Origin of the sequence: Pseudoalteromonas sp. SG45-2, assembly GCF_014164115.1 — a bacterium.
Classification (GTDB): domain Bacteria; phylum Pseudomonadota; class Gammaproteobacteria; order Enterobacterales; family Alteromonadaceae; genus Pseudoalteromonas; species Pseudoalteromonas distincta.
Window position 1 is genome coordinate 32792 of record NZ_JACJEO010000002.1, and the last position, 13424, is coordinate 46215.

The window sequence follows — 13424 nt, forward strand, 5'->3', positions numbered from 1 at the left end:
GGTGCAGTTTTTCTTGGATTGTTAAATTTACATTGACATCCATGATAGAAACAGGCATATTCCACGGCCTTTAATTTAAGCTTTATTTTAAGATTGTTAGGAGCAAACCTTGGCTAACATCAAGTCTGCAAAAAAACGCGCTATCACAAGCGAAAAAAACCGTCAGCACAACGCAAGCCGTCGTTCAATGATGCGCACTTACTTCAAAAAAGTAATTGTTGCTATTGAAGCGGGCGATAAAGAAGCTGCACAGCAAGCTTTTTCTGTTGCTACACCTATCCTAGACCGTTACGCAACTAAGGGTCTAATTCACAAAAACAAAGCAGCTCGTCATAAGAGCCGTATAGCAGCTAAGATTAAAGCTCTATAATTTGTTTTTGATAGAATATAAAAAACCGGCTTTTGCCGGTTTTTTTTTATCTAAGATTTAATCTCGTACTTTAATAACAGTCGACATAAATATTTAAACAGATTGGTGTCATACATTTTCCAAGTCTGGATAAAACTTCTTAAGCATTGCCGCTATTTTTTTAGGTGTAAACGGCTTCACTACAAATCCTTTAGCGCCTTTATCAATTGCATCCTTAACATTTTCAATACCTGAATGTGCAGATACCATTACTACATTTGTCTCAGGGCTTAATTCATTGATTTGCGCAATCAAATCTTTGCCATCGCCGTCCGGCAGTTCTATGTCTAAAAAAATGATATTATAATTTGCAGCCTGGCACTCACTAATACATTGTGAGGCAGTAGATGCTTCCTTTACGTTATCTATCCCTAAGTGCATGAGCGTTTGGCTCAAAAAACTACGCACTGTGCTAACGTCATCTACAATTAAAATTGATAGCTGCGTATTCATCTTTATTCCTCGTAGGCTATAAGCTAACTTTAAGTTATCATAATAATTAGCTTAGTATATAAATTTGCTCATTTAATTATAGAGACCTACGGAAAAAAGGCCAGATTTGCTTTATGTCTAAAACCCCAAATAAACAGTCGTTGCTAGGTAAAGCACCAACAAGAAAAAAAACAGCGCAAAAAAGAAAGCCGCAACGCCCTACTCAGCGCTCTATACCCGCAGAGGAAAAAACAAACATAAACAATGGCACTAGCCAAAAAACAAAGTCAAAAAAGGGGCTATTTATATCTCTGGCCATTGTTATTGTAATAATTTTAGCTTTTCCAAAACCAACCTTGCTCACCTATAAAAAATTAGGGATGGTAAGTGAGAGTGTTTACTGGCCTGGACTTTTAGGTTACGGAGCTACTTTAATTGATTCCAACTTGCACCCCAACTATGATTCTAGCCGTGAATCCCTTTATTTATGCAGTGATTTACAAAAACCACAGAGCTGTCAGAAGTATCAAGTAATTGCTGACAATGGTTTGTTTTCGGCAATTGGCAGTTACTTTTAGCATTAAAAAAACTAATCTGAAAATTTAAAATTACTTGGTTGAAAGGTGTGCAAAAGATCAACATAATGGCGCTCCTTTTTTCAACAACTGAACTATTGAAACGACCATGCTAAATGAGCTAGATTGGCTTTTAAATACTACACTACTTGCACTAGGTTTAGGTGCATTCTTTATTAACCAGATAACACTGCTGCGCGTTGCCGCCATTAGTGCATGTGGTTTATTATTCTTATCATTTAGCCTAGATCTTATGTCGTCGAGCGTTATTTCAAATATGAGTTTAGTGTTGATCAACACTTTTTACCTGTTTAAAGTTTATACATTTGGGCAATTTAATGTAACCCAAAGTTAACAACTTTTCCTTAGAATATTTAATAGCCCAGCATTGCTGGGCTTTTTTGTTGCGAATTTTTAAAATATTAGAAACACGTTAGATCAGGACAGTATTAAGCGCCACTAAAGCACCACTGCAATAATGGTGCTGTGCATGTACTGTTGAGTGAAACGAGAAGAAAGACGAAAACTGAAAATACCTAATAAGCTAGGTTAATCTGCTATTGTTAATTCACTTTGGGTTTGTGTTTTAGATGGACTATCTTCAGCGTTAGCCTGATTAAACCAAGCTGAAACACCTAGCACGATAATTGAAATAACAACGAGGCTTAATTTAGCCCCACTTTGACTGGATTTCATAACACCCTCTTTATATTTTTATTAGTGAGAATATCTTTTACACTAATGAAAATTACAAATGTTAACAAGCTGTTTTTTAAACTAATTAGCTATCAGCTAATAACCTTTAGTTCTATCCACTGAATTATTGAGTGCTAAGCCCATATTCAAACGTTCAATATTATCGGCTATTTGGTCTATAACGCTATTTAAATCAGATAGCGCTGCACAATGTGGTGTAAGTGTTATTTTGGGGTTTCCCCAGTAAGGGTGATTCTGCGTTAAAGGTTCTTGGTCAAAAACATCCAAGGTAGCAGCGCGTAAGCTATCGTTATTTAATGCATTTAATAAATCTTGCTCAACCACATGAGCACCACGTGCTACATTAATAACAACAGCATGTGAAGGTAGCTTAGCGAGCATTGAGTGATTAATAATACCCTTCGTTGCCTGCGTAAGAGGTAATAAGCACACGAGATAATCAATCTTACAAAGCATATCGCTAAGTCCTTCATCGCCATAATAAACCTCGACATTAGTCGTGTTTTTATTACTTTGCGCCCAGGCACTTACTTTAAAACCATTAGTTACAAGTTTTTGCGCACATGCTTTACCTAATTCGCCAAATCCAAGTATACCAACATGTTTATTACTAAAAGCTCGTTTTGGCTTCCATGTTTGCTGTGTTTGTTTAGTGTAATACTCTTTTAAGCGTAATTTTTGAGCTAAGACATGTGTAAGTACATATTCCGCCATATCTTCAGCAAGTTGCATGTCAACAATACGTACTACTTCGACATGTTCAGGTAATAATGTTAAATCGATACTGTCTACGCCTGCACCAAATGACGACACAGCTTTTAAGTTAGGCAGCTGCGGCCACAGAGACTCAGGAGCATTCCACGCAAGTACAAAATCCACATTATTTGCGTTTTTGCAATCAGGCCATTGCTCTATCAATGTATTTGGTAATCGCTCTTGTAACTTCGTTATTAGCTTTTCGTTGTTGCGCCCCGTTATAGCCACCAATACCGACATAAATTCTCCTAGCAATTCACAGTTTATAATTTAGTACTTTAAAAAGTCACACTACTGCAAAGTAACTGTCACACCCTTTTTTTAATCTTACATGTATAGCGAATAGACCAAACGGGATATGAGGTTAATATGATAAGTGTTGATAAAGTAATTGCAGCAAACTTACCACAACTAGAGAACTCTCCAAAAGTAAAAGGTTTAGTAAAAAAGGGCTTAGGTTACTTATTGCATGAACAAGAGTTTATCACCTTTGGTAATACCTACCCTCACCTACAAGGATTAGAATTTGTTGAGCAAGTACTTGATGAACTCAATTTTGATACGCGCTATAAACCTAAGCAGATAGAACATATTCCTAACGAGGGTAAACTTGTTATTGTTGCTAACCACCCTATTGGTTCACTAGATGCTTTAGCACTTATCAAAGTACTCTCTACAGTAAGGCAGGATTTAAAAGTAGTCGCAAACCGCATGTTAATGTCGGTCAGCGCAATGCATTCTCTTTTACTCCCTGTTGATAACTTATCTGGTATGAGTAAAAAGCAAGAGCTTAGTAATATACAAAACCATTTAAAAGGTGGAGGTGCCTTACTTATATTTCCTGCAGGGGAAGTGTCGCGCCTAGGACCAACCGGTATTAAGGATTGCAAATGGAATAGCGGTTTTTTACGTATGGCAAAAAAAGCCAACTGCCCCATTTTACCTATTTTTATTAAAGCCAAAAATAGTCCGCTTTTTTATGGTACATCAATGATTTATAAACCTTTGGCAAGTTTACTATTAGTGGCCGAAATGTTTAAGCAGCGCCAAAAATCTTTAGAGTTTGAGATTGGCGCCTCTATCCCTCCTGAGTCCTACTTGATAGAAAACCTTAAAGATAAAGAAATTGTAAACCTCATACGTAAGCAGCTTTATAGGCTTACAACTAAAAAAACACTGCCGCTAAAAACACAAACACCTATTGCTGTGCCCGAGTGTAGAAAAGAACTAAAAAGAGCAATTGAGCAATGTCAGCTTCTGGGTAAAACACACGATGGCATGCACATTCATTTATATCAATATGTAGGTAGTTCACCTATTTTTAGAGAGTTGGGACGCCTCAGAGAAATTGCATTTAGAGCAGTAGGTGAAGGAAGCGGTAAGCGTCGTGATATAGATAAATACGATATGGATTACCAACACCTTGTACTGTGGGACCCTATGCAACTAGAGCTAGTAGGTGCTTATCGATTAGCCTGCGCACAACAGATAATACAAAAACATGGACGTGAAGGTTTATATACCGATAGTTTATTTTCTTACACCGACGCTATGACGCCCTATCTGCACCAAGGTATTGAGCTTGGTAGAAGTTTTGTACAACCTAAGTATTGGGGACGTAAGAGTCTCGACTATTTATGGTACGGTATTGGTGCTTTTATAAAAAACTACCCACAGTATAGATATTTATTTGGGGCTGTAAGCGTGTCCAACGCTCTACCTGAGCAAGCCAAAGCCATGCTCGTTTATTACTATCAACATTATTATAAAAGCAGTATAGAACTAGCTACGCCTAATAATGAGCTTAAATTAACTGAGCAACAGCTAACTCAATGCAATATTCTTTTTAATGGAAACGATGTTAAAGAAGATTTTGTAGAGTTAAAACATGTGTTAGCTAATATGGGCGCTCAAGTCCCTACTTTATTTAAACAATATACTGAGCTTTGCAACCCTGGCGGTGTACAATTTTTAAGCTTTAGCATTGATCCCGATTTTAATAATTGTATTGATGGATTGGTATTAGTCGATCTTAAAAGTGTGAAAGAAAACAAAGCTAAACGTTATTTAGAATAACTATTGATAAGTAAAGTCAGTGCACCGAGTATTTTATGCATTATAAAATACTCGGTTTATATTTCATTATACAAACCGACTCAATCGCATTTAAGTCTTCCAATACTTTTTTAAGTGTCGGCTGTTTTAATTATTTTTTGAACCCTGCTAAAAACATATTTTCTTGTTTATTAAGGCCCTTGGTTAAACACGAGATTATGGCAAGGCAGTGCCTGCCTTAATATATTCATGTGACTGTTAATTAAATAAATATGTCAATCTTTACAAAAGCATAACGACACTAAAATTAATCTAAATCAATAAAATATTTTATAAGCTTCAAATGCTTTTTAAACTTTGATCTAGAACAGGTTTTCATATTTATTGCTCGGTAATAATAGCGCCAATCAAACAGTAGTTCTTGGAGAACAACATGAAAACTCAAATTAGCATCGCATTATTAACCTCTTTATTAGCACTCTCTCCAGCTGCACACGCTAACTTTAGCGTAAATGTTGGCGCTATTAACGTAAACCCTGATAACAGTAGCTCAGCGATTAATGAAGCACCTACGCTAGGCCTTAAAGGTGATTCAGATACTCAACTAGGTATCACCGTAGATTATGCATTTAACGATCAGTGGGTGTTAGAGCTGATAGCAGCAACACCGTTTTCACACGATGTAAATGGCGCAGACGGCTTAGCAGGCAACAAAATTGCAGATATAAAACAACTTCCACCGTCATTGGTTGCACAATACCACTTTTTAGATACAAGCTATGCGCTAAGACCTTTTATAGGCGTAGGCATAAACTACACTACATTTTTTGATGAGCAACCCTCTCAAGCACTTAAAGCAACGCTAGGAACAGACGATGTAGAAGTAAAGTTAGATGATTCGTTTGGCTTTATGGCTCAGGTAGGTGCTAACTATAAAATTGATAAAAACTGGGGTTTACACGCTATGGTATCAATTATGGATATTGATACCGATGCCACTGTTTATGCTAATGGTGCAAAATCGCTTACATCAACTGTTGAGCTTGACCCTGTTGTGGCTATGTTTGGTGTTAGGTACAGCTTTTAAAGCATATATGAAGTAGTACATAGTTACCCAATTACAATGTATGTTAAAAGGCCGAAAGGCCTTTTTTCTCATTTGTAGGGTATTAGCGATTTGGCAGGTTACTTAACTTTTTCTGCTCTAACATTTCTTTCCAGTGCATTACTTCACTTGGCAATATAGGTGTTTGCCCATCAAAACCAGCAACTTCAAGCATTTCTTCAATACTTATAATACCCTTTTTACTTTTAAATACACCGCGTACATAAGCAATAGCATGTAAGCCTCGCTCTGAGTGAAACTTTTGCTCAATATAAAAGTATTTATGATCCCAGCCAACTAACTTAGTACTTATTGTATATCGCTGCATAGGTTTAATATCGCGGATATAAGTAATAGCAGTTGCGTTAACAATCGGAAACCAACGACGCTTCATTATTTGCTTTAGTAAGCCAACACGCTCCGTCATCCACGTGCGAGATAAATCCATCATCGCAAGATAGCGTGAGTTCGTTAAATGTAAATTAATATCACAATCAGTCGGCAAAGCTTTGTAATCAATATCTACTGTATCAAGTAGATTTTGATATTGCTTATTGCGTTTAATTTTGAAAAATAATAATAAAAGTCGAATATATAAGTTCACAAAAAAGGTCTTACCAGTTAAATTTATTCGAGTGTAGCATAGCCCCTTGCGAAGACGAATATTCTACTTTAATCTTAAATCATTATTACAATAAAAAAGATAACTAATGAAATCAAAACTAAAAATTATCGCTGCACTGGCCCTATTAGTCCCTAGCTACAATGCTTTTGCCGATTTTTCGTTACCAGGTAAAGGCTCAGTAACTTACCCTACCGGTGTAGTTAAAGAATTTAAATTTGGTTTTGAATGGCAGCAAAAAGCTGAGAAATTCACTATTGGATCTAAAAGTTACAATATGGAGCAAATTCCTAGCTCTTATTCTGTCGCTATCACACTTTCAAAAGATGACAGCCAAGTATGGGTTCAAGAATTTAATAACGGGTTTATTGAGGAGTTTGAATGGCAAATTGGCGAACATACAGTCACTCTAAAAAAGCAGCAGTTTAGCGATCCGGTAAAAGGTGACTATGTTATTGAGCTAAATGGCCGTAGCTATTTTTTCACTCGTAATAACGCCAGTATCGTAATGAACTTTAACGAAGAAGGTATTGAGACGATTGCAATTGATGGGGTAACAAAAAATATGGGCACTAAAAATTAGTCCCCATATTTTAATTTCTTTAAGTCAATTACACTTTTACTGTTTTTCGATTAATCCCGTAATCACGTAACTTATTAGCTACAGCGGTGTGACTTAGGCCCAATCGCTTAGCTAACTGACGTGAGCTTGGGTAAGCAGGGTAGAGTTTGCGAAGTAAAGTCGCTTCAAAACGTTTAACAGCTTGATCTAGTGAGCCTTCAAAATCAGACTCTAAATACCCTAAATCATGAGTAAAAGTTGGTAACTGTAAATGCTCTACGCGAAGCTCGCTATCATCTAGTAACGACACTGCACGGTAAATTGCATTTTCCAGCTGACGTACATTTCCAGGCCAGGGATACTCTTGTAAAAAGCTTAAACACTCTTGTGATAAAACAGGAATTGCATGACCATTTTGTTGCGCATATTTTTGAATAAAATGCTCTGCAAGTGGTCCTACATCTGCTTTTCTATCTCTTAGTGGCGCTATTTCTAAAGTAAGCACGTTTATACGGTAATATAAGTCTTCTCTAAAAACCCCTTCTTGTACCATTGCAGGTAAGTCTTTTTGAGTAGCAGCTACAATACGAACATTTACTTTAACTTCGTTCTCATCGCCTACTTTTCTAAACGTACCATCTTGTAAAAAACGCAGTAACTTAGTTTGTAGTTGAGTCGACATTTCGCCAACTTCATCTAAAAATACAGTTCCACCATCAGCTTGCTCTAATACACCACGCTTTGGCGCTGCGTTTTCTTCGTACCCGGCATAACCAAATAATTCAGACTCAGCAACATCATCAGGAAGTGAAGCACACGATAGCGCAATAAAAGGCTTAACAGAGCGATTAGATGCGTAATGACACGCGCGAGCTAATAACTCTTTACCAGTGCCAGTTTCGCCAGTAATCAAAATAGGGGCTTCTAGTTGCGCCATTTTGCGTGCTTCGCGCACAACTCGGCGCATTGCCGTACTAAAGTTATGAATAGTAGCAAAGCTTTCTTGCCCGTAGCGTCTAAATGCACTGACCTGCTGCCCTAAGCGGCTTTGCGATTTAATGTTAATAACCGCACCCGCTAAAACATCGCCTTCACTGCCTTGTGGCACGGCAATTGGTAAAATGTCTGCAATAAAATCTTCACCCGCCACTTCAACGCGCGTGGTTTGCCCAAGCACTTCTTTACCTTCTAGCCAACGCGTAAAGTTAAACCCTTTAAGTAAGTTATTAATATTTGCACCAATAACTTCTTTTTCAATTAACTGTAAGTCCTTACATGCTGCATCGTTGCATAAGCGTACCCAACCTTTAGCATCAATAGAGATAACACCATCAGGCAATGCACGTAGCAAAGTATTTAATTCGTTGTGTTCACGCTCAGATGGTAAAAACGCAGTGGTACGCACGTCATGTACGCCGTCGATTAAACGTATCGATGGCATAATCTTTTGAAACTGCTCAAACTCTATTTCTGGAAAGCTCACATACATACGGCAATTGACAGAATCGACCTCAATACCTTTTAAATCAACACTGTAGTTAACTAAAATATTAAGGATTTCTTGGGCTATACCGATCCTATCAGCACAGTGAATATCTAGACGCATACATCCTCAAAGCAGGAAAAACTAAATTAGCCGAATAATACGCTAAGTCGCTTTGATAAGGTAGCTTATTGTAAACATTTTTGGACAAGTCTGCGTTTTAATTAACACATAAGAATAACAACATAAACACGCTACACAGCAGAGCTAGCCTGCTGCGTAGCTAAATTACTTTTAACCTTGAGGGTAAGCAGACCATTCTTCGCCATCAAGTTGTATGTAAGGTCGTTTATTAACATACATCATGATTGTGCCGGCATTTTCAGCAACTTTTGGTGCTTTTGGCAAGTTTTCAACTAAATTGGCAATGCTGTTATTACCCCCAAAAACATTTGTCTCAAGTGTTTTTGCAACAATTTCAGATAAGGCAAAGTAACTAGTCGATTCGTTAATCATAATTTGCGAATAACTTTTAACGTCTGGGCCAATAAATTTTATAGCAGCTGGTACAGATACAATAGTAGGGCTTGGTATTTCACGAAGGCCAGCAAACTGTACCTTGTCACCTTTTAATGCTGCACCATGTTCGGGTACTACCATTAACATGACATTACGGCCGCGCTTTTCAAGGTTTTGAATAAAACGATTAATATCAGATAATAAATTAGCGTGCCTGATTGGGTAACTTTCAAGGCTGTTCATGCGTTTTTTATTGGCCAGCTGGTTACCATCGTGAAGGCTTGTTGTGTTGTAATACATTGCACACGGCTCACAATCTTGCGCTTCATTTTTAAGCCAACTATCTAGCACTGCACCGTCAGAATAAATAGGACTGTCGTCAAAACCGTATTGCGCTACTGGAAGCGAATCAATATTAAGTGGTTTATCGTTTAGGCCACCAAAGCGATTAACCAAACCTTTAAAGTCATCGAAGTGGCCATCGTGGTTCATCACAACGCTGCTTTGATACCCTAATTTTTCTAAGTTTTTAAATAGATAACATTGCTCTGGTGCATCACTAAATAAAGCCGTTTGGCTTGTTTGCCCACAACTTGCGCGTAAAAGCCTTATAGCTGCAGGCCCACTGTATGATGTTGCTGAGTTAAAATCTGAAAACACCACATCAAAATCATTAAACATGTCTTCAACACTAACGCCAATAGCGTTCAAATCATCAATCGCCATTGAACAAATATTTAAAACGATGACATCGAACAGTTCGCCATTAACTTGCGAAGGAAAATGGCTAATTAAATGGCTTTGTTGTTGATAAAAGTCTGACAATTTTTGATCAGGCGTTTGGCTTTCGCGAGTAATGAATTGTGCTTGATTAGTAGGCTCATTTCTAATTGTTGTATTTGTAGATTTGGCATTTACTACTGTGCCTGGTTGTTCACCCTCTCCTTGCCATCCAATCAAAAGCAGCCCAACAATTGTAATTGTTGTAAAACGTAACCACTGAGATGTATACCAAAAACACACGGTAATAACGAATAATGCCAATAGCATATCTACACTGATTACACGTGCTAAAAGTTCAAAAAAATAACCAAAGCTGAAATCTTGAACATTACCAGCTTGCTTTGTCAGCCTATTTATTGGCGGCAACCAAGAGTCTTGGTAAAGTATGATAATCGCAAAAATACCACCAAGTACATGTTTTAACTTTTCAAAAGTCGATTTATTAAATTTGATTGCTAAAAGTGCTGCAAGGGCAGCATTGGTTAATACATTAAAATCAATTGCGCCGTAATAAAACAAGGCAAATTTAGCTAAGAAATAAAGATTCCACGCTCCTAAACCTGATAATTTCACTGCTCATCCTTCTTTTTTTTATTCGGTGTATAAGGTTCAAGTACTTCGTGTTTAAAAGTAAGCTTGTAATAATATGTTTTTACTCTGGCCAATATTTGAGTTGCCGACATACAAAGCACAATACCGACTATAATTGCCAAAATAACGGTAATAAAAAGCTGATTAATACTCATTGGTTAAGCCTTTAATCTCATTACAAATGACACAGCATCGGGGCGCGCATCATTTGTAAACTCAGGTGTGTCTAACGACTCAGTAATCCCTTTTGACACACCGGGTTCAAACTTATAGCTATCATTCTCTGTTAACTGTTTAGAATAATCAGTAACATGTTTACCGCTATAAAGCCGCCTTAATTGCTTACATTCTTGCTGTATATGAAAATGATCTGAAATAACATTTTGCTGCACAAAAAAGTCACTCGTTTGTAGCTTGAATAAATGCTTAATTGCATTATTTACGTCGTTCTCTCTACACGCATGCAAGTACAAATACACGGTGTTATTTGCAAGGCTAAATACATCCCCTTCACGCTTAATATGAAACAAGTGTAAAGGGTGAATGGGCTCTATGCGGGGTAGTAACTCAAGCTTAACCAACACGCCGCTAACACCCAGATTAACAGCCGAGTCACTATGAACCTCTACTTGGCGCGTAAATTCATCAAAAGGTAAATAGCCTTTAGAAAACGTATTTTCAGTATATTTCAGAACGTGCTCGACAGATGGCGGTAACGGTCTAGAAAATTGAAACCCTTGAATAGATTGAATTTGAGATAATAATCGCGAAGGTTCAGAAAAGCTATACAAAATAAGGTTAACGCCTAAAGTTAAAAATAAACATTCATCTTGATGGCGAATAACGCCATCAACATTTTGTACTACCAATTTCAACCAACGACCGCAGCTTTTTCTGAGTTCAAAGCACTGTTTACCAAGCAGTACTAAATCTGTGTAACGCGTAACAGCAAACACCAATGTTGCCGCTTTTAATTTGGGGCCTTTGTCAAACAGCTCATTATTGTCTTTTGCGGTATAATAATGCGTAGGCAATTTTGTACCTATTGGTACCGCGCTTTGCACTAACCAAACATCGTCCTCATCTGGAAAATGCGAGCCATTGAATACTTTTAGATCGTTTACAGTTCCCTCTTGTACCAAAAACTGATTATCTTCAAGCGAAAGTTGAAACTGCATATCAGCAAATACACCCGTAGTGTGATGCCAATAATCGTACTCTAAAACGCGGGTAGCGGAATCATTATCTACAAAAATTAATCCATCAAAAGATTTATTAAGCTGCCTTATTAAAAATCGATAGTGTGTTACTTCTGGACCAGATAACAAAAATAATAAGGTAACCCCTGTTTTTTTTGCAAACTCACTGTAATCGTTCATTATTGCTTTTGTGCTAGCTTCGGTTGCTGCACTAAGTAGCTCTGTATTGAAGTGAATAAACACTAGCGCATTTTTTAATTTTTTATACGCGCCTATCTCTTTAATTATACCTTTGTTTATTCGCTCTATTGAGTAATGCTGTGTCTCAGATGAGAGAGAAAATGGATGAACTTTACTACGTTTGTACGCAGTATTAATTGCTGCAGAAAATGACGACTCAAAAAAAGATTCAACGTCTTGAGAAACAATGTAAATATCGTTTGCGCAATTTTGGTTAATTGCATGTAAAGCAAATTCAACTACAAAATTGTCTAAAGGCGCTAAAACAGCATAACTTGAAGCCGATTTTAACTCTTTTGCAGCCGGCTCTAAACCCGTTATGTTAAAGTTATGCACTTAAAAAGCCCTCAAAAAAATACTTTTTTACTAGTTTTACCCGCTATTCTATATATAATAGCCAAATATTGTCCACTTTTAATAAAAATAAATATTACGCTTACAAAGGTTGTGATGAACAATTTAGCTACAAAAAGCTCACAAATACTCACATCAAGTGACATAGAAAACCTAGCTCGCCGTTTTGGTGGGAAAAGTGACGACTACATAGAAATTATGAATACACAAAAAAATCAAAAAACAATTAACAAGTATGCGCTATTGAAAGAAATTGATGACGCAATAAAAACATCTAAAGAAAAAAAATAAAAAAGGTAAACTCCATTGCAAAGGATTTTTATTAAAGGTATCAAAGGCGGCATAGGTAGCACATCAGTTGTTGCAAACTTAGCGTGCGTTTTGAAAAAATCTGATGTTGATGTGGTTGCAATAGACCTAGATGCTAAAAGTGACCTTGGTTTGCACTTTGGCCTTAAGTGGACAGCCACAAAAGGTTGGAGCAACGAGAGTACTTTTGACGATGCGTTATTGCATTTTCGTAAAGACAGCGATGGCGTTCTTTTTTTACCCCATGGCGATAACGAAGCAACGCTAGATGAAATTATAGCCACAATTAACAATTGCAAAAAACTGGACTATAAAGAATCTGCTTGGATATTATTCGACTGCCCTTCACACATTAATATTTCTCACTACCCGTTAGAAGAAAACGATATTGTTATTGAGCTAGTCACTTGCGATGCAATTTGTCATAGCCTCATATACAAGCGCCTACAAACCCTTAAGTCAGTAGAGTCAAGCTGGAAACACTTTTTTGTCGTTAATCGTTACAACGCAGCCTCAGTGTTAGAATTTGATCTATTTTCTCTTTGGCAATCTACATTGCCATTTATGGCGCCGTTTTTTATCAACAGTGATGAAGTTATTAAAGAGGCCACAGCTAATCGTAATGTAGCCCTTAATTGCGCACCATACAGTGTAGCGAACGATGACTTTGAAACACTGGCCGGTTGGCTTGTAAGCAAGGCGGCGAACTGACG

General features: G+C 37.3%; 16 protein-coding genes. 8 read left to right on the forward strand and 8 right to left on the reverse strand.

What is annotated here, in order from left to right:
* Positions 1-109 precede the first annotated feature (109 nt).
* Positions 110-370: a 30S ribosomal protein S20 gene (gene rpsT, locus H5116_RS01380; protein WP_002958225.1), complete on the forward strand. Its 261-nt coding sequence runs from the start codon at positions 110-112 to the stop codon at positions 368-370.
* 108 nt (positions 371-478) lie between these two features.
* On the opposite strand, the gene H5116_RS01385 is transcribed toward rpsT, so the two are convergent.
* Complete coding sequence (locus tag H5116_RS01385; protein ID WP_002958224.1) at positions 479-862, reverse strand: response regulator; 384 nt, start codon at positions 860-862, stop codon at positions 479-481.
* Positions 863-975: 113 nt separating this feature from the next.
* Between H5116_RS01385 and H5116_RS01390 the strand changes: the two genes are divergently transcribed.
* Together H5116_RS01390 and H5116_RS01395 are read left to right on the forward strand one after the other, a co-directional pair.
* Positions 976-1419 carry a hypothetical protein gene (locus tag H5116_RS01390; RefSeq protein WP_024603734.1) on the forward strand — a complete coding sequence of 148 codons (444 nt, stop codon included), beginning with the start codon at positions 976-978 and terminating at the stop codon, positions 1417-1419.
* A 106-nt stretch (positions 1420-1525) separates the two neighbouring features.
* Entirely contained in the window at positions 1526-1771 is a 246-nt protein-coding gene (locus H5116_RS01395) for a hypothetical protein (protein ID WP_002958222.1), read from the forward strand.
* A gap of 194 nt (positions 1772-1965) precedes the next feature.
* Here the strand turns inward: H5116_RS01395 and H5116_RS01400 are convergent, their stop codons facing one another.
* Both H5116_RS01400 and H5116_RS01405 read right to left on the reverse strand, forming a co-directional pair.
* On the reverse strand, positions 1966-2112 hold the full coding sequence (locus tag H5116_RS01400) for a hypothetical protein (protein WP_002958221.1): 147 nt from the start codon (positions 2110-2112) through the stop codon (positions 1966-1968).
* Positions 2113-2208: 96 nt separating this feature from the next.
* Entirely contained in the window at positions 2209-3129 is a 921-nt protein-coding gene (locus H5116_RS01405) for a glyoxylate/hydroxypyruvate reductase A (protein WP_182696008.1), read from the reverse strand.
* Between the two features lie 129 nt (positions 3130-3258).
* On the opposite strand from H5116_RS01405, the gene H5116_RS01410 reads away from it, so the two are divergent.
* Entirely contained in the window at positions 3259-4965 is a 1707-nt protein-coding gene (locus H5116_RS01410) for a lysophospholipid acyltransferase family protein (protein ID WP_024596629.1), read from the forward strand.
* A gap of 412 nt (positions 4966-5377) precedes the next feature.
* Positions 5378-6031, forward strand: a complete 654-nt coding sequence (locus tag H5116_RS01415; protein WP_024596630.1) for an OmpW family protein — start codon at positions 5378-5380, stop codon at positions 6029-6031.
* Between the two features lie 82 nt (positions 6032-6113).
* Here the strand turns inward: H5116_RS01415 and H5116_RS01420 are convergent, their stop codons facing one another.
* On the reverse strand, positions 6114-6653 hold the full coding sequence (locus H5116_RS01420; RefSeq protein ID WP_024596631.1) for a thioesterase family protein: 540 nt from the start codon (positions 6651-6653) through the stop codon (positions 6114-6116).
* A gap of 106 nt (positions 6654-6759) precedes the next feature.
* Between H5116_RS01420 and H5116_RS01425 the strand changes: the two genes are divergently transcribed.
* Positions 6760-7254: a hypothetical protein gene (locus H5116_RS01425; RefSeq protein WP_024596632.1), complete on the forward strand. Its 495-nt coding sequence runs from the start codon at positions 6760-6762 to the stop codon at positions 7252-7254.
* Between the two features lie 28 nt (positions 7255-7282).
* On the opposite strand, the gene tyrR is transcribed toward H5116_RS01425, so the two are convergent.
* The 4 genes from tyrR to bcsE form a co-directional block, all read right to left on the reverse strand.
* Entirely contained in the window at positions 7283-8839 is a 1557-nt protein-coding gene (gene tyrR / locus H5116_RS01430) for a transcriptional regulator TyrR (protein ID WP_002958215.1), read from the reverse strand.
* Between the two features lie 171 nt (positions 8840-9010).
* On the reverse strand, positions 9011-10591 hold the full coding sequence (gene bcsG, locus H5116_RS01435; protein ID WP_182715390.1) for a cellulose biosynthesis protein BcsG: 1581 nt from the start codon (positions 10589-10591) through the stop codon (positions 9011-9013).
* Positions 10588-10764: a hypothetical protein gene (locus H5116_RS01440; RefSeq protein ID WP_006791404.1), complete on the reverse strand. Its 177-nt coding sequence runs from the start codon at positions 10762-10764 to the stop codon at positions 10588-10590. Before H5116_RS01440 ends, bcsG begins: the two co-directional genes overlap by 4 nt.
* Positions 10765-10767: 3 nt before the next feature.
* Positions 10768-12384 (reverse strand): cellulose biosynthesis protein BcsE, encoded by a 1617-nt coding sequence (gene bcsE / locus H5116_RS01445; protein ID WP_182694360.1) that lies wholly within the window; start codon positions 12382-12384, stop codon positions 10768-10770.
* Between the two features lie 114 nt (positions 12385-12498).
* Between bcsE and bcsR the strand changes: the two genes are divergently transcribed.
* Both bcsR and bcsQ read left to right on the forward strand, forming a co-directional pair.
* Positions 12499-12693: a BcsR/BcsP family cellulose biosynthesis protein gene (gene bcsR, locus H5116_RS01450; RefSeq protein ID WP_058429545.1), complete on the forward strand. Its 195-nt coding sequence runs from the start codon at positions 12499-12501 to the stop codon at positions 12691-12693.
* 15 nt (positions 12694-12708) lie between these two features.
* On the forward strand, positions 12709-13422 hold the full coding sequence (bcsQ, locus tag H5116_RS01455; protein WP_182693947.1) for a cellulose biosynthesis protein BcsQ: 714 nt from the start codon (positions 12709-12711) through the stop codon (positions 13420-13422).
* Positions 13423-13424: the final 2 nt, after the last annotated feature.